This window comes from Humibacter antri, from assembly GCF_054777235.1.
This window is the reverse complement of record NZ_BAAHAW010000006.1, coordinates 1-22782: the sequence shown is the minus strand read 5'-3', so window position 1 is coordinate 22782 and position 22782 is coordinate 1. Positions and strand designations below refer to the sequence as shown.

Below are 22782 nucleotides of genomic sequence, written 5' to 3'. Positions count from 1 at the left end.
TGACCGACCGATAGGCTACCGAGGCGGTGCCGCGACGGCGGAGCTCCATTCACAGCCGAAGCCCATGATGCGACACGGATGGTGCGCGATGCCGGCGAGCGGAGACCGGCCAGACCATCGAGAGCTTCATCCGAAAGGCCACTGTGACACCCTCCGCCATCGACGGTTATGTGGTGGGCGCTTATGCCGCCTCCCCCGCGCATCAGCGCTGGGACCCGCAGCGAGAAGACGCGTATCTGACATTGCTCGAGCAGGAGCCGCGCGTCGGCGCCCTCGAGCTGCCCTGGTCGGGACGGCTGCACCCGCACGACTCCGAGTGGCTGCTCGCCCACTGGCCGGAACGATTCCGCGCCGTGATGACGGATGTTCCGTGGGCCGCGCGACAGGTGACAGATGATCCGGCATACGGTCTCGCGTCGACGGATGAGGAAGGCCGTCGTCGCGCCATCTCCTCTGCGCTCGCGTTGCGCGACGATGTCGAACGGCTTGCGGACGCGGTGGGTCGGCCGGTCGTGCAGGTCGTCGAACTGCACTCGTCGCCTCGTGCGTCAAGCGGATGCGCGGAGCGCCTCGCACTCTCGCTGGACGAACTCAGCGCCACGGACTGGCACGGCGCGCAACTCGTCATCGAGCACTGCGACGCGCTTGTCGCCGACCACGAACCCGAGAAGGGCTTTCTGAGTCTCGACGACGAGATTCGTGCCATCCGGCTCTCTGAGACCGATGTCGGGCTCTCGTTGAACTGGGGCCGGTCGGCGATCGAGCTTCGCGATGCTCATGCGGTGGCCGACCAGGTCGAACGGGCCGCGAGCACCGGCTTGCTGCAGGGCCTCATGATCTCCGGCGCCTCTGACCGCGACGGGGTGATGGGCTCGGCGTGGGTCGATGCCCATCATCCGTTCCTGCGGTCGCCGCAGCATCCCGACGGCGACCCGGCCTCGCTCCTCACCGAGGAACTCGTTGCCGCTAGCTTCGCGGCCGCGGGCCGCCTTCGATGGCGCGGCGTCAAGGTCGGCTGGCCGCCGAACGCGACCGGGACCGTCGAGCGAAGGGTCGCGATGATCGCTCGCGCGCTCGACGCACTCGACCGCGTCTCCGGAGGGAAGTGACGTAGACGTAAGGGGAGCGGGCGCGATGAGCAGCGTCGCGTCGTCAACCCATGGGAATCTCGGTCGTCGCGTCGTATCGTCGGCTTCCGAGCATGGAGGTGACGCATGACCGAGCGCGGTGACAATGAGCCGACCGCGCTGCTGGCGGCACGGTACCGCCTCGGCGAGGTTCTGGGACGAGGCGGCATGTCGACCGTCTACCGAGCCTGGGACGAGAAGCTCGAGCGCGCCGTCGCCGTCAAGATGTTCGCCTCCGACGAGCCCATCGCCGCCGACCGGGAGCGCAGGCTGCGCGAGGCGCACGTGCTGGCCTCGGTCAGTCATCCGCACCTGGTCACCCTGTTCGACGCGGAATGGCCTTCCTCGCAGGATGCCCGCCAGCCGGCATTCCTCGTCATGGAACTCGTCGAGGGCGAGTCCTTGCGACGGAGGATCGATCGTGACGGTCCGGATTCCGACCTCGCAGCGCAGATCTGCGTCGAGCTCGCCGCAGCACTGGCCCACCTGCATGGCCGCGGCATCGTGCACCGCGATCTCAAGCCGGAGAACATCCTGATCGAAGATGCCGGCGGCTCGGTCAAGCTCGTGGACTTCGGCATCGCACGGATGGGCGGATCCGAGCGGATCACGGTGGCCGGCATTGTTCTCGGCACCGCCGCATACCTCAGTCCCGAGCAGGTGTCCGGCGGCGACGTCGGACCGCCCAGCGACATCTACTCGCTCGGACTCGTGGTTCTCGAGTGCCTGACGGGGCACCGCGAGTACCCGGGATCTGCCCCGGAGGCAGCCGTTGCGCGCCTGGCGCGCAGCCCCGCAATACCCGCCGAGATGTCGGAAGGATGGCGGGCACTGCTTCTCGCCATGACCGAGCGGGATGCCTCTGCGCGTCCTTCCGCGACGATGCTCGCGGACTCCGTCGACTCGCTCCGCAAGCGTGGCGACATGGGCGCCATCGGGGACCGGGCCACGGCCGTGCTGGACACGCTGCCCACCGTGCCCATGCTTGCCGGCCCGGAGCGCGCCGAAGACGACGGCACGAGTGGCAGCGACTCGGGAAGCCCGATGCCTCCCGCGTCGCTCGGGCCGAACGGATCATCCTCGGCTCGCACGACGACGTCACGGAAGCGACGCCTCGTGGTGGTGCTCGCCGCCGGGGTCGCCGCGCTCTGCATCGTAGGGGCGGCGGTGGCGTGGACGTCCTTGAACGGACAATCCCGTCCCGATGTGCGCACTCCCGTTCCGACAGTGGTCGTCACGGCGCCCGCGCAGCCGAGCGGTACTGACGGATCCGGGTCGGTGAGCAATCACCCGGGGAACGGCAAGGGGCATGGCAACGGGCACGGGAACGGCGGCAAGCAGGGCAACGGCGGTTGAGGGTGGCGGCCGCCCCGGCTTCCGAACGCGGCAGCAACGCCGTCGGGATCGAGCGCCGGGCACGATTCGCCCGTGCGCTCTGCCGGTCGTGAAGTGGTCCGAGAGTGGAGTTGGTCGTGCCGGCATGCTGACGTCGAATGAGTTATCGATAACAGGAATGTGCGCAAACAGCTATTCGGCACTGGTGAGAGCGATAACGTGTGATGTACGCTGACCCTCGTTTTCCGTGTCCGAGAAGCCCAATGATGTAGCTAGGTGGTCCCCATGGCGCCCCATCCGTCGTTCCGTTGCAGCCCGAGGCGTACGGCTCTGGCCGGATTTATGGCGCTGGCCACTGTCGCAGCGACAGTGGCGCTCGGCGCGGCAGCGCCCGCGAGCGCGGCGCCGGCGACCGCTGTGGCACAGGCCGCTCCGGCCGGGCACGCGATCCCCGATGGCCAGTACTCGGTGATGGGCTTCGATTCTCAGTCCGCCCCATACCCTGCGCCGCCATCGCTTGATGGGACGGCTGCGGGTGCGTTCGACGGCGACTACTCGACGCAGTGGGCTTCCGGCTACACCACGAGCCCCGACCCGATGCCGCACTGGCTGACATTCGACACCGGGTCGGAATACAGCCTCACCGGGATCGGGTATTCGGTGAAGGTGCAAGGCAATGGGCCGGCCGCGAATGTCGAGGTGTTCGCGACCAATGACCCGGATGTTGCGAAAGACGGCGCGAGTTCGTCATGGGGCAGCCCCGTCGGCACAGCGACCTTCACGCAGCCGACCAGCAACTCGGAGATCCAGTATGTGGATTTCACCCGGCCGGTCGAGGCGCGCTATCTCAAGTTCGAGGTGCTCTCCGCGGTCAACGGCAGCGCCAACGCATCCGCGTCGGAGATCGTCGCGTACACCACAGACCCCGTCGTTGCGCCACCCGCAGGCCACGTGATCCCGAACTCGCAATACAAGATCGTGGGTGAGGACTCCGAGGCCACGACCAGCGGGGATGGCTCGGCGGCCTCCGCGCTCGACGGCGACTACACCACCCAGTGGACCAGCCAGTTGTCACCCAGCCTCGAGCCCTTTCCGCACTGGCTGACGTTCGACGTGGGCGGCTCCTTCACCCTGACGGGGCTGGGCTATTCGGTGAAGGACCAGTACAACGGCCCGATCAGGGACGCCAAGGTCTATGTCACAGACGACCCGGTCGCGGCCAAAGACCCGAATTCCTCGAGCTGGCAGCCGGCCGGAAGCGCGACCTTCACCCAGCCCGCACCACAGCAGCAGCAAGGCGCGGCGAGTACCGAGGTGCAGTACGTGACGTTCTCGACGCCCATCAAGGCCGAGTTCGTCAAGTTCGAAGGGCTGGATGCGATCAACGGCAGTGCGATCGCGTCCGCATCCGACCTCGTCGTGTACTCGACGGATAAGGTCACGACGCCGCCGGTCACGACGCCGCCTGTCACACCGCCGACTCAGTCTTCGCCGTACACGGTGACGACGGATTCCGTCGACGCGAACGGCTGGAAGTACCCGGATGACACTCCGGCGAGCCTCTACACCGACAAGGACGGCACGTTCTACTTCGGCGAGTCCCACGCCGACTACGGTTCCGAGCCCGACGGTAGCGATGGCAACCTTCGGCAGTGGGGGTTCTATACCGGCACGAACATGGACACGGCAGCTCCGGATGCCGCGCTGAACCAGACGGGCACCAACCCCGACACCTCGCAGCTGTGCAGCACCGGTCCCACGGGTAAGAGCGCGACGAGCATGCCACAGCCCTCGGGCAACAAGTACCCCGACTACTGCGACCTGACGCAGATCTGGGTCGATCCCGATACCGGCGATTGGTACGGGTTGGTGCACAACGAGTTCACCCTTCAGCCGTTCGGCGATGGCATCCACTATGACGCGATCGACTATGCGCGTTCGAGCGATCAGGGCAAGACGTGGACGATCGTGGACCACGCGATCACGTCGCCGTATTCGACGACGCGTGGTGACACGGCGGCGTTCCCGGAGCAGACGTACTACTACGGTGACGGCGATCCGCGCCTGTACGTGGATTACGCTTCCGGCTACTTCTACGCGTTCTACGGCTCCCGAGTCGTGAACAAGGGCGGCATCTGGGCTGCGTTCTATGAGCATGTGGCGCGTGCGCCGATCTCGGAGAAGATGGCGGCCGGTTCGTGGGAGAAGTGGTACGACGGCGCGTGGGATCAGCCGGGTATCGGTGGCAAGGAGAGCAATATGACTCCGGTGACCACGGCCGATCCGACGGGGTATACGGCCCCTGGTAAGGAGTACAACCCGAAGACGCCGGGTACGGCGCAGCAGCAGATCGCGAATGGGCAGATGCCGGCGACGTCGCCGTTGTTCGTGATGGATGTCACCTACGACGCGTACCTGGGGCTCTATATCGGTGAGCCGCAGAACCCGGATCAGAGCGGTAAAGCACCGCAGGAGTTCTACGCCACGAAGTCGTTGGCGACGCAGAAGTGGTTCAAGCTCGGCGACACCGGGTCCGCGTACACGACGGCATCCTGGTACCGGTGGTTCCTCGACCCCGCGAACAAGACCAGTGACGCGATCGTCGGCAAATCCTTCCGCTCATACTGCACGGGTGTCTGCGTGAAAGGCGCCTACGCGGAGTACGCCAACGTGACCATCAGTACGCAAGCCCCGGCGAAGCCGGCGGTGGATACCGGCAAGCAGTACACGATCGCCAGTGGCGGCAGGCAGGTACTCAGCACGAGTGCCGACGGCGCATCCGTGATCTCGACTGCCCAGACGGACCCGACCAGCGCGTGGACATTCGCTCCGACCGGGGACGGGGCGTACACGATCGCCGACAGCCACGGGGCGCTGCTCGGCGTGGACTCGAGCACGACCGCGAGTCGTGCCTGGGGTGCCGGGCTGACCCTCACCCCGGCCGATGCGGCCACGGTTGGTCAGCAGTGGTTCGTGGTGCCGAACACGAACCCGGACACCGGTGAGGCCACCGGCAGTGTGCGACTGGTGAACAGGTACAGCGGGCTGGTGCTGGGCATGACCGGCGGCGCGGATGCGAAGGCGGGCACCACACCGGGCCGCACCTGGGACGCCTCAGGCGCCACCACGAACACCCGCTCCACACGGGCCCTGGCCGCCACCTCGGTCGACGCGTTCTCCACCCCGGCGGATCAGACCATCACCCTTGCCGTGTACAACGCGTCGGGAACCAACCCCGGCGGCACCGGCACCACCCCCGGCGGCACCGGCACCGGCGGTACACCCACCACCTCAGGCAACAGTGCATCCGGGCAGCAGAACACCGCCAGCACCCTGGCCACCACCGGGTCCGACCTGCTCGCCCCCGGCATCGCCGCCACCATCCTGCTCCTCCTCGGCGCAGCCCTCGTCGTGCTCCGCAGGCGCCGCCGGCACGGATGACGCCCGGCCGGCGTGTTCTGTCGGATGACGATCGCCGCAGACGATCGGGGACGGCTTGAGGTCGCCCACCCCTACGGGATGTCGCTCGGTCTCGAAGGCCCGGTCGGAGTCAACTTCGGGTCGTCGATCCGTGGCCCTGTTCGGATTGCCGCTCTATTGGGCAGGCTTCCACCCGTTCGGCGTGGTGATGAGTAGTCGCCGGCCGATCGTCGAGGGGTCGCCGACGATCCGCACGAGTGCTTCGGCGACATCGTCGAATGGGAGCGTCGGAAGGCCGGGGACCTTGCTCACCTGTTCGAGCGGTTGCACGGCTGCATCGCGAAGCGGTGGGCCGGCTTTGAGGTTGACGGGGTAGACGATCGTCCAGTCGAGCCCGGAGGATCGGAGCAGAGCATCTCCCGCCGCCTTGTCGGCGAAGAACTTGCCGAGCACTGTGCGGTAGAGCACGCGTGCGAAGCCCGAGGCCTTGTTCGACGTGTCGCCCGCGCCGAACGCTGAGACCAGGACGACTCGACCCACGCCGGCGCGATGGGCGGCGTCGATCACGTTCGGCAGCGTCCGCTGCATGAACGTGGTGTCTTTCATCGGGCCGGTGATGGAGATCACCAATGCATCCGAGCCCGTCAATGCGGCGGTCAGTGCGACGGTGTCTTCCGCTGTGCCGGGGAGCACGTCGACGCCGGGACGCGCGGTGACGGCGTGGGGGTTCCGGGCGTAGGCGACGATCTGGTGATCGGCGGCGACGGCCTGCTCGACGAAGCGAGCGCCGACATTGCCGGTGGCTCCGAGAACGACGATCTTCATGAGCTGATTCCTATCGAGGGGGTGGTGGGGAGCGGTGGTTGCTGCGTCATTCTTCGGGCAGCGGCCGATCGAGGGCGGCCTCGAGTACACGGGTGCACATCTCGATGAGTTGAGGGCGGGGGACAAGCGAGCTGTCTCCCGTCGCGCGCGCGGTGTTTTCCACGAACGCCAGCCAGCCGCCGACGGCAACCTGTGCCGGAACGGTGGGCTCGGCCTGCGAGACGGCGAGAATGCGGTCGACCTGGATCGCGTGATTCGCGGCGGCGAGATTCGACGCGGTGGAGCCGGCCGCAGGGGTGGACGCATAGAGTTCGCGGACGGGCCCGGCGCTGGCGGCGTGGTGGTCGAAGAATGCGACCAGCGCGTTGGCGAGATTCCGCCGCGGAGTCAGCGCCGGATCGGGCGCCGTGGCGGCAAGCAGGCGATCAGCCTCCCTGCGCAGCACCGCGTCGAGCAGCGCACCCTTGCCTGGAAAATAGTGGTACACGAGAGCACGGGTAACGCTCGCCTCGCGGGCTATCGCACTCATCGACGAACCGGTGACACCGTCACGTGCGAAATGCTTCGCTGCGACCTCGACGATCTGCGCCTGCCGCCGCTCCGGTGGCATCCGTACCATGCCATCCGTATTTGTCATGTGTCTAATATAGCGTGTTCGCGCAGATCACCCGAACGACCCGACCAGGCCGGATGCCGGCGATACCAAGACGTCTGGTGCGGGCTCCGACGCCGTTCGCCACCCCGGGCCGTACGCCCAGGCCACGGTCGGCCAAGGACCGCCCATCTGCTGACTGTCTTCGAGGTATCGAACGGTAGACCGGCGCCCACGCCGTGGTTCACGAGTCCGCTGCGCTCCCCGCGGACGAGTTCACCGGCGCAGATGGCAGCGCACCCGAATCGACCGGCAGGGCTGGCACGACTACCTCTCGCCGCCAACCGTCCACGACTTCGGGCATCCCGGCCGCACGGAACGCGAGCGCCGATGCGCCCACGCGGCCGGCGTCGCTGCCGAGCGCTGACACCGCGATCCGGGGTGCGTCGCGCCAGGCCAGAAGCTCGTCGATGGTGGTTCGGACGGGGCCCGTGAGTGCCGCCCCCGCTCGTGAGACACCGCCGCCGAGAACGACGAGCTCCGGATCAAGCAACAACGTGATGGTCGCGAGCCCGAGGGACAGTGCGCGGGTAGCGTCTGCCCACACCGCGTCGGCCACCGTGTCGAAGCCGAGCTTCCCGACGATCTGTTCGGCGTTGAGGGGGACACCTGCTCGTGCAAGGTAGCGTCGCGCGAGGCCTGCGCCCGACATGTAGACCTCGAGGCAGCCACGTTGTCCGCAGGTGCAGAGCTCACCGTCTGGAATGACCGGAATGTGGCCGATCTCACCCGTCGAACGTGTCGCGCCGAGCACGGCCGAGCCGGCGTCGTAGATTCCGGCCGCGACGCCGGTGCCGATCGCGACGTGCACGAAGTCCCGCACGCCGACTGCACCGCCCAGGAGCTGTTCTGCGAGGGCCGCGGCGGCGACGTCGTGGCCGACAGCGACGGGTATCCCGACGCGCTCGTGCAGGAGCCGCGCGAGCGGAACGTTGCGCCAGCGAAGGTTGGAGGCGTATTCGATTGAGCCGGTCGCCTCCTCGATGATCCCCGGTGAGGCGACGCCGGCCGCGACCGGACGGAGTCCGAACCCGCGAGTCCGCCCGGCGAGCAGGACGAGCAGATCGCCCAGCGCTGCGATCACACTGTTGCCACCCTCGGGCGGCGTCGCGACCGACTCGCGGTGTACCGCGCGACCGTCCATGGCGACAACGGCGCCCTTCATGCTCGTTCCGCCGAGGTCGATAGCGAGGACCGCGACGTCAGCGGTCATGCGCGCGCTCCCGCGACCGCGGTGACGACCGCACGCACGATCCGACCGTCGGTTGCACTCACCCGCGCCGAGCCGTAGTCCTGCTCCGGGTTCGACCAGTTCTCCTGCGGCGTTCGCTGAAATGCTGCACGCAGGTGGATTTCGGTCGCACCGGTCTCGGAGACGATACGGGCGGCATTCTCGGGTCGCACTGACCCGCCGACCACGACGGTGAGCCGGCCCGCCGTGCGCTCGATGAGTGAGCGCAGCGTCCTGACGCCGTCAAGGGCCGTGCGACGTCCGCCGGAGCTGAGCACACGATGCACGCCCATCTCGGCAACGAGGTCTACCGATGCAATGAGGTCGCGCGTCGAGTCGATCGCACGATGGAAGGTGACGGGTGCCCCCTCCGCGGCGGCGAGCAGCTCGAGAAGTGCGGGCGAGTCGACGGCGCCGTCAGGGGTGAGGGCCCCGACCACGAAGCCGATCCCGGCGTCGAGGTCGCGGAGTGCCGCCAGGTCGCGCACCATGACCCGGAGTTCGTCTGGCGAGTACACGAAGTCGCCACCGCGGGGCCGCACGAGCACCACGAGCGGGATGTCGTCGACCTGCTCGACAACCTCCCGCACAAAGCCGAGGCTCGGCGTCGTGCCTCCGTTCTCGGCCAAGCTCCCGCAAAGCTCCACACGCCCCGCGCCGGCCAGCTCGGCAATCCTGGCCCCAACGATGTCGTCAAGAGCGATCTCGACGAGCGTCACGCGCTGAGCCCTGCGATCGCTGTGCGGAGATCCGCGCCTGGCCCGATCTCGCCTACTGGTTTTCCTCCGCCGAGCACGGGCGGCACGCGTAGCGTCGTTGCGGCGGAGATGTCGACGCCGAGCGCGCCGAGTGCTTCGAGCGCGATCATCGTGGTCGCGCGCGGGCTGCCGTCGACGACTTTCACGGCCACCGACTGTCCCGTCGCCGCGGCCATCCCGATGACTCCCTCGGCGCCGCCCTTCGCAAGAAGGCCGGGTACGAGTTCCATCGCGAGCGAGTTCGTGTGGCCAGTGCCGCCGACGTAGAAGGGGAACCTCCGCATGGCGTCCGCGACTGTCCGTTCGGGCGTCCCCTCATCGGCGATCACGAGTGTGCGGAAGAGGTTCGCCAGTCCGTGCACAGTGGTGCCGAACAACGGGGCGCCGCAACCGTCGACCGCGTCAGCACCTACGTCGACACCGGTCAGCCTGGCGAGCTCGGAACGCACATGTCGCTGGAACGGGTGCTGCAGATCCAGGTACCCGGAGGTGTTCCACCCGTTGAGCGTGCTCGCCAGCAGCATCGCGGCGTGCTTGCCGGAGCAGTTCATGCGGATCGGAGTGGGGTCTTCGAATGCGCGAATCATCCGTTCACGCGTCGGGGTGTCCTCTGGCCAGTCAGGCGGGTTTCCGAGCGCGGTGTCATCGAGCCCGGCATCCGCCAGGATCTCCCGCACGGCGCGCACGTGTGCGTCCTCACCGGTGTGGCTGCCGGCCGAGATCGCCAGTCGCGGTCCTGCGAGCGGCGCTCCGGCGGTCAGCGCGGCGAGTGCCTGGGCCGGTTTGACCGTGGAGCGCGGCAGAACGAGCGCATCCGGGTCGCCGAGTGCGAAAGCCACCGCACCGCCTGAGTCGAGTGCGAGCAGTGAGCCGAAGTGGCGGCTTTCGATGACGCCCGATCGGCGGACGGCGGCTAGCTCGGCGAGGGCCGGCATGGTGGTGCTCCTTGGTTCTAGTGGTCGGTGACGACGGGGGCGAGCGGCCGGTCGGCGGCGACGGCGGTGATGCCGCGCCGGTCGACCCAGCCGCGCAGGCGATAGGCGAGATAGCTCAGGATGCCGTTGGTGACGAGGTAGATGAAGGCGACCACCAGGTAGTCCTGGATCAGGAGATGGTTGAACGAGGCGAGCACTGATCCGGACTGCAGCAGTTCGAAGAACGCGAGTACGTAGCCCAGTGAAGTGTCCTTGAGCAGGCTGACGAGTTGTGTCACCAGCGACGGCGTGACACTGCGGAGCGCTTGCGGCAGCACGACGTAGGTGAAGGCCTGTCGGCGCAGCATGCCGAGGGCGAGGGCTGCCTCGGTCTGCCCGCGCGGCAGGGCGAGGATGCCGGCGCGCACGATCTCCGCGAGCGCTGCCGAGTTGGCGATCGTGAGTGGGATGGCGAGCTTCCACACGATCGGCGGATTGATGCCGTAGTGGGGGAGGGCGAAGAGCATGACGAAGACGAGCAGCAGCACCGGGAAGGTGCGGGCGATCTCGATCCAGACCGTGGCGATCCAGCGCACGGTGGCGACGGGGCTGAGCCGCAGTACGGCGAGCAGCACGCCTAGAGGCGCCGACATGACCGCTGTGAGGCCGGCGGCCAGCAATGTGCCTTCGACGTAGGCGCTGAGCATGTAGCTCCAGATCGGCCACTGGGCGAAGGGCTCCCACTTGGCTGCATCGAGTTGACCGTGGGCGCCGAACTGCCACAATGCGGCGACGACGACGGCTAGCACGATGATGGCTGAGACGATCGAGCCGAGCAGGATACGCCGGCGACCCTTCGGGCCAGGGGAGTCGTACAGGTGACCCAAGGCGCTCATCGCTTGATCACCACCTTCCGCTCGACGACTCCGGCCGCGATCCCGATGCCGAGCGCGATGAGCATGTAGACCAGGCCCGACGCGGAATACACGAGGATCGGCTGCGCGAGTTGCTGGTTCAGCTTGTTCGTCATGTCGGTGATCTCGGACACCCCGACCGCGGCGACGAGCGCGGTGTTCATGAGTAGCGCGATCATGACGTTGCCGATCGGCTGCACGACAGCGCGAAGTGCCTGCGGCACGACGACGATGCGCAGCGTCTGGCCTTGCGTGAAGCCCAGAGCGCGGGAGGCTTCCAACTGCCCGACGGCGATGGTGTTGACGCCGCTGCGGACTGCTTCTGCGACGTAGGCGCCCTCGTACACGATGAGCGTCAGGATCGCGGTGGGCAGCAGTGGCAGGAGGAACCCCGCGTACGGCAGGGCGAAGACGGCGATGATCAGCAGCGCCAGGAGGGGAACGTTGAGGAAGAACTGCACGTAGGCCAATGCGGCTCCCCGTAGCAGCGGGATGGGGCTGACCCGGGCCACCGTCACGAGTGTGCCGAGCACGATCGATCCGGCTCCGGCTGCGAAGAAGATCAGGAGGGTCGTGCCGACCGCTCCGAGAACGTCTCCTGGTCCGAGCATGGGTGTCTCCGCGTTTCCTCTCTTGGCGCTGCCGATGCTCCGATCAGGAGCCGGGCACCGAACCGATCGCCGGCGGGGTCGGGATGTCGGCATGCACGACGGTGCCGAGGGTGGCCTTCCACGCCTTGCCCCAGGTGCCGTTCTTCTCGGTCTTAACAAGCCAGTCGTTGATGAACTTCTTGAACTGCGAGTCGCCGTGCTTGAGGCCGATGCCGTATGCCTCCGACGTGAAGGGTTGGCCCACAACCTTGATCTGGCTGTTGTTCGCCGCGTCGGATGCCAGCAGGGTCTCGTCCTGCACGTATGCGTCTCCACGCCCCTGCACGAGCGCTTGCACGGCCTCGGGGTCGGTGCCGAACGTGAGCAGCTTCGCTGTCGGCTGTTTGGCGGGCACCTCGGTCACGGCCGGGGTGTCGGCACCGACGATGACGGTCTTGCCGCCGAGGTCATTGATGCCCTTGATGGTCTTGTTGTCGGACTTCACGGCGACAGCGAGGCCGTCGGCGAAGTATGGGCCGGCGAAGTCGACCTGTGCGGCGCGGGCGGGAGTGATCGTGTACGTGTTGAACACGACGTCGACCGTGCCGTTCTGCAGCATCGCCTCGCGCGTTTGCGTGCTCGGCGGCACGATCTCCACACTCGGTTTGCCGAGGATGTAGATCGCCAGGAGTTTCGCGAGGTCGGCATCGAAGCCCGAAACCACCTTGGTGGTCGGATCCTGCTGCGAGAGCAGGGGTGCGTCGAGCGCTTCGGCGACGATGAGCTTGCCGCGCTTCTTGATGGTCTCCATCGTGGAGCTGGGCAGGATGTCTGCCGCGCTGGCGACGATCGCGTTCTTGTACAGGTCGTTGGACGCCGACGTGCTGCTGGGATTCGTGGTCGGGACTCCGGAGTTTCCACCGGAGCAGGCGGTGAGCAGTGCGACGCTGGCGACGGCTGCTGTGACCGCGAGGGCACGCCATCGTGTGGGAGTGCGGAACATGGGGCTTTCCTTTCTAGTGATTCAGGACGGATGCAAGGAACGATCGGGCGCGCTCCGACTGCGGGGAGTCGAAGAAGACTGCCGGCTGCTGCTGCTCGACGATGGCTCCTTGGTCCATGAAGACCACGCGGTCGGCGACGCGGCGGGCGAAGCCCATCTCGTGGGTGACGACGAGCATCGTCATGCCCTCCTTGGCGAGCGATGCCATGACGTCCAGTACCTCGCCGACCATCTCGGGGTCGAGGGCTGAGGTGGGCTCGTCGAAGAGCATGACTTTGGGGCGCATCGCGAGGGCGCGCGCGATGGCGGCGCGCTGCTGCTGACCGCCGGAGAGCTGCGCGGGGAACTGGCGAGCCTTCTCCGCGATCCCGACCCGTTCGAGCAGCGTCATCGCCTCGGTCTCCGCCGCAGCCTTCCCGACGTGGCGCACCTTCCGCGGTGCCAGGGCGACGTTGTCGAGAACCGTGCGATGGGCGAAGAGATTGAAGGACTGGAAGACCATCCCGACCTCGGCACGATGCCGGGCGAGGGCGGCGCCCTCCTCCGGCAGGGCGACCCCGTCGACCCTGATGATGCCTGAGTCGATGGTCTCCAACCGGTTGATCGTGCGGCAAAGCGTCGACTTGCCGGAGCCGGAAGGCCCGACTATCACAACGACTTCGCGCGGCGCGATCTGAAGGTTGATGTCCTTGAGCACGTGCAACTCGCCGAAGTGCTTGTCGACGTGTTCGAGGCGCACCATGGGCTGTTGATCGGTGTCGCTCACGTCTACCTTCCTCGGTACAATGGGCGGCCGACTGAAGCCTCGACCGAATGGCATCCGGATTCATACTAAGTATGTATTGCATTCATCGCACTACATCTAATAAAATCCAATATTGTACTAAGTGTTTACCCTGCGAGAGGCGGCTCATGGCATCCGTTCCCCGGTCGACAGCAACGACGAGCACGATCCTGCGCCTCGTGCACACCGGCGCCGCCACGTCCCGCGCCGAGATCGCCCGCGCCATGGCCATCTCACCGTCGACCGCGGCAGCGCGCATCGACGAGCTCATAGCCCTGGGAGTGCTGCGTGCCGCAGGGCCCGGCGAATCACAGGGTGGACGGCCGCCGCAACGAGTGGAGATCGCATCCGGCTCCGGCGTCGTCGGCACCGCCGATCTCGGTACGGACAACATGACGCTTGCCGTATTCGATATGTCGGGGGCGCTCATCGCCGAGCGGCACAACGAAATCGTCATCGCCGACGGGCCAGACGCGATCCTCCCTCGAGTGCTCGCGCAGCTGCACGAGCTCACCGGCGGGCAGGAGCTCCGCGGCATCGGCATCGCGCTGCCCGGCCCCGTCTCGACCGCAGGACGGCTGGTGTCCCCCTCACGTATGCCGGGCTGGAACGGCGTCGACGTCGCCGCGCGGATGAACGAGCTCGCCGGGGTACCGGTACTGGCTGACAACGATGCCAACCTCATGGCCATCGGGGAGCACAGCACGGTTCCTGCGACCAAGGAGCTCGTCTTCGTCAAGGCGGGTTCCGGCATCGGCTGCGGCATCATCGCCGACGGACATATCTACCGCGGCAGCGGTGGTATGGCCGGAGACATCAGTCACGCCTCCGTGTCCGTGCCGGATGCCGGGCATGTGCTGTGCTCGTGCGGTCGCTACGACTGCCTCGACGCCATCGCATCGGAGGCTGCGATCGTGACCGGGCTGCGCGCCGCCGGCGTCCCGGTGGAGGACCCGGCCGATGTCATCCGGCTCGCACGAGATGCCCATCCGCTGGCAACCCGCACGCTACGCGAAGCCGGCACACGCACCGGCAACGTTCTCGCGACGATCGTCAACTTCTTCAACCCCGAACTCCTTGTGCTCGGCGGCAACCTGAGCCAAGCGGAGGCTTTCGTCGCGGGCGTGCGTTCGGCCATCTACACGCAGTGCCTCCCCATGGCGACGGACCACCTCGAGATTGCGGTGAGCCGTGCCGGCACGATCGCCGGCGTGCGCGGGGCGGCCCAACTCATCCTCGACCACCTACTGTTCGACAGCGATGTCACCGTGAACCGGCCGTCTGGACGCGGCGTGCCAGCGGCCGAATAGGGGGAGATGCATCCACTCGTGCCGCCCCGCCTGACGCGACAGTTCCCGATCAGGATGCTCTTCGTGGCGGAGGATGGGGGATTCGAACCCCCGAGGGCTTGCACCCAACACGCTTTCCAAGCGTGCGCCATAGGCCACTAGGCGAATCCTCCGGGTGGCCGCCGAAACGACCTCAGAGAATCCTACCCGACGCCTGGAGGCGCTCCGTCACGCCGAAAGCACCGACAGAATCGGCACGCGGAGCATGCGCTCAAGCCACCGGCGCGGTCGCCACCATCACGTCCATGCGCCCGCTCTGCACGACCTCGCCGCGCTGGTTGCGGAGGGTGAGCATCCGCTCGACGATGCCGTACCGGCCTGAGCTGGTGGCACGCGTCGAGAGGATCTCGACCGTGCAGGTCACCGTGTCGCCGATGAAGATCGGGGCGGCGAACGTCCATCCGTCGATGCCGAGCAGAGCGACGGCGCTGCCCTCGAACACCCCGGTTCGCGCGATGAGTCCGAGACAGAGGGATGCGCCGAGCATGCCGTGCACGATCCGCTGGCCGAAGCGGGTGTGCTTGGCGAACTCAGCGTCGGTATGCACCTGATTGTTGTCGTTGGTCCACGAGGCGAACGACATGACATCCGCCTCGGTGATCGTGCGTCCCGGTGTGACGAACACCTGGCCGGCGTGCAGATCGTCCAGGTACAGCGTCATGCGCATTCCCTTCGGTCGGCGGATGCCTCACGAGCGTATCCCCCCGTACACAGGGTCCATGACCGCGACGAGCGAGCATGGTATTGACGAGCGAGCACGGTATTGACGAGCGAGCACGGTATTGACCAGCGACCATCGAATAGACGCCCGTAGCGTGGTGGCTCGTCAACTTCGTGCTTGCTGGGCCGCCCCGTGCTCGCTGGGCCGCCCCGTTCAGGTGGATGACTTCGCGCGCGTTGCTGGATACGTACGGCGATGCGCGCAACGTCCGCACAACGAGTGCGAGCGTGCTGCGTGCACGTCGAGCTGGCACCCAACGGCGCCCGGCGGCGGAGGAAAGCGCGCTCCGCCTAGCACCCGGGGGCGGCGGCGGAACGCGCATCCGACAGCCGGTACACTGGATGAGGCTCCTCGCGTGGCGCCATCCAGGCCAACTCCCCCAGGGCGGAAACGCAGCAAGGGTAACCGGGCTCTGGCGGGTGCGCGGGGGGTCCCTTTGTTTTGTGCACTGCGCGAGCGGCGGTGCACCGCTGTTGGCTGGGAGCGTGGTTGCGGTCGATGCGGCGTACACGCCGCCGCATCGGTGAGCGTGTCGCGTCCCCTGAGGTCGCGGGCTTGACTCCGCATCCTCCGCATCCTCCGCATCCTCCGCATCCTCGGCAACCTCCGCATTCTCGGCAACCTGTGCAGCGAACGCCGCTTCTGCGGCTCCGCGTTGCCCCGGATCACGTCAGAGGGGGTGGCGCGTCGCGTGGGTGCCTGACAAGGATGGAACAGACGGCCGCGATCGCGACCGGTCTGGAGGAATCCTCGTGGCATCCGGTTCGGCATCGACGACAAGCGACGAGAAGCGCTCCGCGAAAGGAGCCGCAAAGACCACGGCAAAGACCACCGACAAGGCGCGCGCCGGCCGGGGCGGTCGAGCGCAACCGCCTCAGGTCGTGGCATCCGCGACCGCCGCCCGGGTCGCCCACGAGGGCAGACGCACGGCGGCCGGCGACGACCCCGCGTTCCCGTACCGCGCCGTGCGCGAGCTCGCCCCGGAGACGCTCGCTGCTCTGGATGCCTGGTGGCGCGCCGCCAACTATCTCAGCGTCGGGCAGATCTACCTGCTCGACAACCCGCTGCTGCGCCGACCGCTCACGCGCGACGACATCAAGCCGCGGCTGCTCGGCCACTTCGGCACGGTGCCCGGCCTCAACCTCGTGTACGCGCACCTGAACCGGGCCATCCGGGAGCGTGACCTCGACGCGATCTACGTGACAGGCCCCGGCCACGGCGGCCCGGGCATGGTGGCGAACGCGTACCTCGACGGCACGTACTCCGAGGTGTACGCGCACATCAAGAAAGACGAAGAGGGACTGCGCAGACTGTTCAGGCAGTTCTCGTTCCCCGGTGGCATCCCGAGCCACGTCGCTCCCGAGACGCCCGGCTCGATCAACGAGGGTGGCGAGCTCGGCTACTCGCTGAGCCACGCGTACGGCGCGGCGTTCGACAACCCGGACCTCCTCGTCGCGTGCGTCGTCGGCGACGGTGAGGCGGAGACGGGACCGCTGGCCACGAGCTGGCACTCGAACAAGTTCCTCGACCCGAAGCAAGACGGCGTGGTGCTGCCGATCCTGCACCTCAACGGCTACAAGATCGCCAACCCGACAGTGCTCGCCCGCATCCCCGAAGACGAGCTTTTCGAGCTGTTCCGCGGCTACGGGTACAAGCCGTACCTGGTCAGCGGCGGTTTCGACGACGAAGACCCGCTCGAGGTGCACAAGCGATTCGCCGCCGCGCTCGATACGGTGCTCAACGACATCGCGACGATCAAGGCGGATGCCCGTGCCGGCCGCTACGACCCCTCGCCCGGTGACGAACAGGGCGGCGCCGTTCCCGCCTGGCCGATGATCATCCTGCGAACACCCAAGGGCTGGACCTGCCCGCACACGGTCGACGGTGTACAGATCGAGGGCACCTACCGGGCGCATCAGGTGCCGCTCGCGAACGCGCGCGACAGCGAAGAGCACACGAAGATCCTCGAGGACTGGCTGAAGAAGTACCGTCCCGACGAGCTGTTCGATGAGGTGGGCGCGCCGGCTTCGCTGGCCACCGAGCTGGCGCCGGAAGGCGACCGACGGATGAGCGCGAACCCGATCGCGAACGGCGGGCTGTTGCGCAAGGAGCTGACGTTGCGCGACTTCCGCGACTTCGCCGTCGACGTGCCCGAGCCGGGGGCCACGACCGACGAGGCCACCAAGGTGCTGGGGCGGTGGCTGGCGACCGTGATCGAGGACAACCCGAGAACGTTCCGCATCTTCGGGCCGGATGAGACGGCATCCAACCGCCTCGCCCCCGCCGTGTACTCGCACACCGGCAAGCAGTGGAACGCCGAGATCTGGGCGACCGTCGACCACCTCGCTCGGGCCGGGCGCGTAATGGAGATGCTCAGCGAGCACCAGTGCGAGGGCTGGCTGGAGGGCTATCTGCTCACCGGCCGGCACGGGCTGTTGAACTGCTACGAGGCGTTCATCCACATCATCGACTCGATGTTCAATCAGCACGCGAAGTGGCTGAAGGTGTCGCGGCAGATCCCGTGGCGCAGGCCCATCTCGAGTCTGAACTACCTGCTCTCCAGCCACGTCTGGCGGCAGGACCACAACGGATTCAGCCATCAGGATCCCGGGTTCATCGACCACGTCGTCAACAAGAGCGCCGACGTCGTGCGGGTGTACCTGCCGTTCGACGCGAACACGCTGCTGTCCACCTACGACCACTGCCTGCGCTCGGTCGACTATGTGAACGTCGTCGTCGCGGGCAAGCAGCCGGCCGCGAACTGGCTCAGCATGGACCGCGCCATCGCGCACTGCACCAGGGGCCTGGGCATCTTCGAGTGGGCGGGCACCGAGATCGAGGGGGAGGGTCCGGATGTCGTGCTCGCCGCGGCAGGCGACGTGCCGACCCTGGAGGTGCTCGCGGCGGCGCAGCTCCTGCGCGAGGAGATCCCCGACCTGAAGGTGCGCGTCGTCAATGTCGTCGACCTGATGCGTCTGCAGTCGGAGACGGAGCATCCGCACGGACTGCCGGACCGCGAGTTCGACGCGATCTTCACGGTCGACCGGCCGATCATCTTCGCCTACCACGGGTATCCGTGGCTCATCCACCGGCTCACATATCGCAGGCACGGGCACGACAACATCCACGCCAGGGGGTACAAGGAGAACGGCACCACCACGACCCCCTTCGACATGGTGATGCTGAACGACCTCGACAGGTACCACCTCGTGATCGATGTGATCGACCGGGTGCCGGGGCTGGCCGAGCGGTACGGTCAGCTGCGGCAGCGCATGCAGGATGCCCGTCTCGCCGCCCGCCAATACACTCGCGAACATGGTGAGGACATTCCCGAAGTCGCGAACTGGGCGTGGGGAGAATCGACGGCAGGAGCCCGAAGCAGGGTGGATGCAGCGATGAATCTCTCCACCGACACCGGCGGGGACAACGCGTGAGCTCCGTCTACATCACGTCGGCGGAAGGGACGAGCGGCAAGTCCACCGTCGCGCTCGGAGTCGTCGACCTGCTGCTGCGGCAGGGGCGCCGAGTGGGTGTCTTCCGCCCGATCGCGAGGTCGACGACCGAACGTGACTACGTGCTCGACCTGCTGCTGAAGCTCGACGGGGTGCAGACCGGCTATGAGCAGGCGCTCGGGGTCACGTACGACGATGTGCACGCCGACGCCGACGCGGCGCTGACCCGCATCATCGACCGTTACAAGGCGGTGGAGGCATCCAGCGACGTCGTCGTCATCGTCGGCAGCGATTACACCGACGTCGGTACGCCGACCGAGCTGGGATACAACGCGCGCATCGCCGCGAACCTCGGCTCGCCCGTGCTGCTCGTGCTCGGCGGGCGTGTGGCCAGGGGCGCCGACGAGCGGCTCGGGCAGGCGGATGCCCGCACCCCCTCCGACGTACGCCAGATCACCGAGGTGGCCGTCGCGTCGCTCCATGCGGAGCACGCCGAGTTGATCGCGGTCGTGGTGAACCGCGCCGACCCCGAACGGCTCGACGACATCGTGGCGGCCGTTACGTCGGTCACGCCGCTGGTCGAGCCCATACCGCCGGTCGAGCCTGTACCGCCGGTCGAGTCCGTACCGCCGGTCGAGCCGGTCCCGCCGGTCGAGCCGGTCCCGCCGGTTGAGCCGGTACCGCCGGTCGAGCCGGTCCCGCCGGTCGATCCCATACCGCTGGTTGAGCCCGTCGAAACCAGTACCCGCGGAGAGCAGTTTCGACGGGCTCAACCAGCGGTGGGACGGGCTCAACCAGCGGTGGGGGCGGCAGGGGCGGCAGCATCGCATCCGCCGGTCTGGACCATCCCCGAAGATCCGGTGCTCGTGGCGCCGTCCGTCGCCTCGATCATGGCCTCCGTCGACGGCGAGCTGGTCTCGGGTGACCCCGAGCTGCTGGAGCGTGAGGCGCTCGGCGTCGTGGTCGCGGCGATGTCGATGGAGAACGTGCTCACTCGGCTGATCGAGGGGTCCGTCGTGGTTCTGCCTGCCGACCGCACCGAGGTGCTCCTGGCGGTGCTGATGGCGAACGCGTCGGGCACGTTCCCGTCGGTCGCCGGCATCGTGCTGAACGGAGGGTTCGAGCTCAGCGAGCCGATCCAGCGTCTGCTGGAGGGCATCCACACGAACCTGCCGCTCATCGCCACCGCGTACGGCAGCTACGAGACGACGGTGCGCATCACGCACACCAGGGGGCGACTCGCAGCGGACTCCGAACGCAAACGCGAGCGTGCGCTGGCGCTGTTCGACCGCAGCATCGACCCCGACGTCATGCTGCGCATGCTCGACGTCGAGCGCGCTCCGGTCGTCACGCCGCTCGCGTTCGCGTACCGGCTGGTCGAGCGCGCCCGCGCCGTTCGCAAGCGCATAGTGCTCCCGGAGGGCGACGACGACCGCATTCTGAAGGCGGCGAGCGTGGTGCTGGCTCGGGGGATCGCCGACGTGACGATTCTCGGCGACGAGCCGGCGGTGCTCGGGAGGGCACGGGAGCTCGGGCTTCAGCTGGGCGAGGCGAGCATTCTGTCGCCCTTCGATCTTCAGCTGCATGAGAGCTTCACCGACGAATACGCCCGGCTGCGGGCGCATAAGGGCATCACCCGGGTGCAGGCGGCGGATGTCGTCACCGACGTCTCGTACTTCGGCACGCTGATGGTGCAGCTCGGCCTCGCCGACGGCATGGTCTCCGGCGCGAAGCACACCACCGCTCACACGATTCGCCCTGCGTTCGAGATCATCAAGACCGAGCCGGGTGTCTCGGTGGTCTCCAGCGTGTTCCTGATGGCGCTCGCCGACCGGGTGCTCGTCTACGGGGATTGCGCGGTCATCCCCGATCCGACGGCCGACCAGCTGGCCGACATCGCGATCTCGTCGTCTGCGACGGCGCAGCAGTTCGACATCGAACCGCGAGTGGCGATGCTGTCCTATTCGACGGGCGAGTCGGGCAGCGGCGCCGACGTCGAGAAGGTGCGCGAGGCCACATCCCTCGTGCGCTCTCGTGAACCCGGGCTGCTCGTCGAGGGTCCGATCCAGTACGACGCGGCAGCGGATGCCGCCGTCGCCGCCGCGAAGCTGCCCGGTTCCAGCGTGGCAGGCCGGGCAACCGTGTTCATCTTCCCCGACCTGAACACGGGCAACAACACGTACAAGGCGGTGCAGCGCTCGGCGGGCGCTGTCGCGATCGGACCGGTGCTGCAGGGCCTGCGCAAGCCGATCAACGACCTCTCGCGCGGCGCGCTCGTCGACGACATCGTGAACACGATCGCGATCACCGCGATCCAGGCACAGTCCACAGCACCCTGAGCCTGTCGAAGGGTTCGCAGAGGAGAGCACATGTCATCCGTCCTGGTCATCAACAGCGGGTCGTCGTCGTTCAAGTACCAGCTGATCGACGCGGATTCCGAGGAGCGGCTGGCGTCCGGCCTCGTGGAGCGGATCGGCGAGGCCACCGGTCACGCGAGCCACGACACGCCGGACGGGCACTGGGAGCGCTCGCTGGAGATCCCCGACCACACCGCGGGGTTCGACGTGATGCTCGCGGGCTTCACCGAGCACGGCCCGAGCCTCGAGACGCATCCACCGGTCGCCGTCGGCCATCGCGTCGTGCACGGCGGAGCGAGGTTCTTCGAGCCCACGTTGATCACGCCACTCGTCGTGATCAACGTCGAGGACCTCTCCGACCTTGCGCCGCTGCACAACCCGGCGAACGTCGAGGGCATCAAAGCGGCGCAGCACGCGTTCCCCGACCTGCCGCAGGTGGCCGTCTTCGACACCGCCTTCCACCAGACCATGCCGCCGGATGCCTACACCTACGCGCTCGAGGCATCTCTCGCCGAGCGCCTGCGCATCCGTCGGTACGGCTTTCACGGCACGAGCCACAAGTTCGTGTCGGAGGCCGCCGCGATGTTTCTGCAGCGGCCGCTCACCGAGCTGAAGCAGATCGTGCTGCATCTGGGGAACGGTGCATCGGCGTGCGCCGTCGATCGCGGACGTTCGGTCGACACGAGTATGGGCTTCACGCCGCTCGAGGGGCTCGTGATGGGTACCCGCACGGGCGACATGGACCCGGCCGTGCTGCTCTACCTGCAACGCAAGGCGCGCATCGGGGTCGAGGAGCTCGACGAACTCGTCAACAAGCAGTCCGGCGTGCTGGGATTGGCGGGCCACCAAGACATGCGCGACCTGACGAGGGCTGCCGATGCCGGCGACGCGAAGGCACGGCTCGCCCTCGGCGTCTACGTGCACCGCATCAAGAGCTACGTGGGTGCATACCTGGCCGAACTCGGGGGAGTCGACGTCATCTCCTTCACCGCCGGCGTGGGGGAGAACTCCGCGATCGTCCGCTCGCGTTCGTTGTCGGGTCTGGAAGGACTCGGCATCGAGATCGACTCGGACCGCAATGACGCACCGAACACGGGTCCGCGAGTGATCTCCACGGATGCCTCGCAGGTCACGGTGCTCGTGGTGCCGACGAACGAGGAGCTCGAGATCGCGCGGCAGACGCTCCAGGCGGCACTGTGAGGCGGTGCGGCATCTCTAAACGTACGTCTTAGATGACGAATCCTCAATTATAGCTGTTCTCGAGCACCCCTCTCGCCCCGTCTTAGCCTGGATCCACCGATTGAGCGTGGGGTGGTGTCGGCGCGTTAAGCGGAGAATGCCTGTCTGATC

At 67.4% G+C, this 22782-nt stretch carries 17 protein-coding genes, 1 tRNA gene and 1 other RNA gene; 8 read left to right on the top strand and 11 right to left on the bottom strand.

Annotated elements, in window-relative coordinates:
• Positions 1-143 precede the first annotated feature (143 nt).
• The 3 genes from ACYVDK_RS03805 to ACYVDK_RS03795 all read left to right on the top strand — a co-directional run bounded on the left by ACYVDK_RS03805 (position 144) and on the right by ACYVDK_RS03795 (position 5903).
• Complete coding sequence (locus ACYVDK_RS03805; RefSeq protein WP_460518186.1) at positions 144-1109, top strand: DUF4862 family protein; 966 nt, start codon at positions 144-146, stop codon at positions 1107-1109.
• A 105-nt stretch (positions 1110-1214) separates the two neighbouring features.
• A complete protein-coding gene (locus tag ACYVDK_RS03800; RefSeq protein WP_460518183.1) occupies positions 1215-2483 on the top strand; it encodes a serine/threonine-protein kinase in 1269 nt (422 codons plus the stop codon).
• 264 nt (positions 2484-2747) lie between these two features.
• The gene (locus ACYVDK_RS03795) at positions 2748-5903 is read left to right on the top strand and encodes a discoidin domain-containing protein (RefSeq protein ID WP_460518180.1); all 3156 of its coding nucleotides are present in this window, start codon (positions 2748-2750) and stop codon (positions 5901-5903) included.
• A 153-nt stretch (positions 5904-6056) separates the two neighbouring features.
• Here ACYVDK_RS03795 and ACYVDK_RS03790 read toward each other — a convergent pair whose 3' ends face one another.
• From ACYVDK_RS03790 to ACYVDK_RS03750, 9 genes are all read right to left on the bottom strand, one after another.
• Positions 6057-6707: an NAD(P)-dependent oxidoreductase gene (locus ACYVDK_RS03790; protein ID WP_460518177.1), complete on the bottom strand. Its 651-nt coding sequence runs from the start codon at positions 6705-6707 to the stop codon at positions 6057-6059.
• 46 nt (positions 6708-6753) lie between these two features.
• Entirely contained in the window at positions 6754-7344 is a 591-nt protein-coding gene (locus ACYVDK_RS03785) for a TetR/AcrR family transcriptional regulator (protein ID WP_460518174.1), read from the bottom strand.
• A gap of 199 nt (positions 7345-7543) precedes the next feature.
• Positions 7544-8572, bottom strand: a complete 1029-nt coding sequence (locus tag ACYVDK_RS03780) for an ROK family protein (RefSeq protein WP_460518172.1) — start codon at positions 8570-8572, stop codon at positions 7544-7546.
• Positions 8569-9309, bottom strand: a complete 741-nt coding sequence (locus ACYVDK_RS03775) for a copper homeostasis protein CutC (protein ID WP_460518169.1) — start codon at positions 9307-9309, stop codon at positions 8569-8571. The genes ACYVDK_RS03780 and ACYVDK_RS03775 overlap by 4 nt, the downstream gene beginning before the upstream one ends.
• Positions 9306-10283, bottom strand: a complete 978-nt coding sequence (locus tag ACYVDK_RS03770) for an asparaginase (protein WP_460518167.1) — start codon at positions 10281-10283, stop codon at positions 9306-9308. The genes ACYVDK_RS03775 and ACYVDK_RS03770 overlap by 4 nt, the downstream gene beginning before the upstream one ends.
• Before the next feature lie 17 nt (positions 10284-10300).
• Entirely contained in the window at positions 10301-11158 is an 858-nt protein-coding gene (locus ACYVDK_RS03765; RefSeq protein WP_460518165.1) for an amino acid ABC transporter permease, read from the bottom strand.
• Complete coding sequence (locus ACYVDK_RS03760; protein ID WP_460518163.1) at positions 11155-11787, bottom strand: amino acid ABC transporter permease; 633 nt, start codon at positions 11785-11787, stop codon at positions 11155-11157. The genes ACYVDK_RS03765 and ACYVDK_RS03760 overlap by 4 nt, the downstream gene beginning before the upstream one ends.
• A gap of 43 nt (positions 11788-11830) precedes the next feature.
• On the bottom strand, positions 11831-12769 hold the full coding sequence (locus ACYVDK_RS03755; protein WP_460518160.1) for a glutamate ABC transporter substrate-binding protein: 939 nt from the start codon (positions 12767-12769) through the stop codon (positions 11831-11833).
• A 13-nt stretch (positions 12770-12782) separates the two neighbouring features.
• Positions 12783-13511, bottom strand: coding sequence for an amino acid ABC transporter ATP-binding protein (locus tag ACYVDK_RS03750; RefSeq protein ID WP_460518485.1), 729 nt, complete (start codon positions 13509-13511; stop codon positions 12783-12785).
• Between the two features lie 170 nt (positions 13512-13681).
• Here ACYVDK_RS03750 and ACYVDK_RS03745 point away from each other — a divergent pair, with 170 nt between their 5' ends.
• A complete protein-coding gene (locus ACYVDK_RS03745; RefSeq protein ID WP_460518157.1) occupies positions 13682-14863 on the top strand; it encodes an ROK family protein in 1182 nt (393 codons plus the stop codon).
• A gap of 64 nt (positions 14864-14927) precedes the next feature.
• Here the strand turns inward: ACYVDK_RS03745 and ACYVDK_RS03740 are convergent.
• Together ACYVDK_RS03740 and ACYVDK_RS03735 are read right to left on the bottom strand one after the other, a co-directional pair.
• Positions 14928-15015, bottom strand: a tRNA-Ser gene (locus ACYVDK_RS03740).
• A gap of 98 nt (positions 15016-15113) precedes the next feature.
• A complete protein-coding gene (locus ACYVDK_RS03735; RefSeq protein WP_460518155.1) occupies positions 15114-15563 on the bottom strand; it encodes a hotdog family protein in 450 nt (149 codons plus the stop codon).
• A gap of 402 nt (positions 15564-15965) precedes the next feature.
• Between ACYVDK_RS03735 and ffs the strand changes: the two genes are divergently transcribed.
• From ffs to ACYVDK_RS03715, 4 genes are all read left to right on the top strand, one after another.
• Positions 15966-16062: signal recognition particle sRNA small type (ffs, locus tag ACYVDK_RS03730), an RNA gene on the top strand.
• 526 nt (positions 16063-16588) lie between these two features.
• Positions 16589-19057, top strand: a complete 2469-nt coding sequence (locus ACYVDK_RS03725) for a phosphoketolase family protein (RefSeq protein WP_460518482.1) — start codon at positions 16589-16591, stop codon at positions 19055-19057.
• Positions 19054-21414, top strand: coding sequence for a phosphate acetyltransferase (gene pta, locus ACYVDK_RS03720; protein ID WP_460518152.1), 2361 nt, complete (start codon positions 19054-19056; stop codon positions 21412-21414). The genes ACYVDK_RS03725 and pta overlap by 4 nt, the downstream gene beginning before the upstream one ends.
• A gap of 30 nt (positions 21415-21444) precedes the next feature.
• Positions 21445-22632 carry an acetate/propionate family kinase gene (locus ACYVDK_RS03715; protein ID WP_460518149.1) on the top strand — a complete coding sequence of 396 codons (1188 nt, stop codon included), beginning with the start codon at positions 21445-21447 and terminating at the stop codon, positions 22630-22632.
• Positions 22633-22782 lie beyond the last annotated feature (150 nt).

Bases quoted from the DNA above. Each gene is read 5' to 3' on its own strand.
- ACYVDK_RS03795 (WP_460518180.1), top strand. From the start codon at position 2,748: ATGGCGCCCCATCCGTCGTTCCGTTGCAGCCCGAGGCGTACGGCTCTG.
- ACYVDK_RS03755 (WP_460518160.1), bottom strand. From the start codon at position 12,769: ATGTTCCGCACTCCCACACGATGGCGTGCCCTCGCGGTCACAGCAGCC.
- ACYVDK_RS03780 (WP_460518172.1), bottom strand. From the start codon at position 8,572: ATGACCGCTGACGTCGCGGTCCTCGCTATCGACCTCGGCGGAACGAGC.
- ACYVDK_RS03790 (WP_460518177.1), bottom strand. From the start codon at position 6,707: ATGAAGATCGTCGTTCTCGGAGCCACCGGCAATGTCGGCGCTCGCTTC.
- ACYVDK_RS03715 (WP_460518149.1), top strand. From the start codon at position 21,445: ATGTCATCCGTCCTGGTCATCAACAGCGGGTCGTCGTCGTTCAAGTAC.
- ACYVDK_RS03750 (WP_460518485.1), bottom strand. From the start codon at position 13,511: ATGGTGCGCCTCGAACACGTCGACAAGCACTTCGGCGAGTTGCACGTG.
- ACYVDK_RS03770 (WP_460518167.1), bottom strand. From the start codon at position 10,283: ATGCCGGCCCTCGCCGAGCTAGCCGCCGTCCGCCGATCGGGCGTCATC.
- ACYVDK_RS03760 (WP_460518163.1), bottom strand. From the start codon at position 11,787: ATGCTCGGACCAGGAGACGTTCTCGGAGCGGTCGGCACGACCCTCCTG.
- ACYVDK_RS03745 (WP_460518157.1), top strand. From the start codon at position 13,682: ATGGCATCCGTTCCCCGGTCGACAGCAACGACGAGCACGATCCTGCGC.
- ACYVDK_RS03800 (WP_460518183.1), top strand. From the start codon at position 1,215: ATGACCGAGCGCGGTGACAATGAGCCGACCGCGCTGCTGGCGGCACGG.
- ACYVDK_RS03765 (WP_460518165.1), bottom strand. From the start codon at position 11,158: ATGAGCGCCTTGGGTCACCTGTACGACTCCCCTGGCCCGAAGGGTCGC.
- ACYVDK_RS03785 (WP_460518174.1), bottom strand. From the start codon at position 7,344: ATGACAAATACGGATGGCATGGTACGGATGCCACCGGAGCGGCGGCAG.
- ACYVDK_RS03735 (WP_460518155.1), bottom strand. From the start codon at position 15,563: ATGACGCTGTACCTGGACGATCTGCACGCCGGCCAGGTGTTCGTCACA.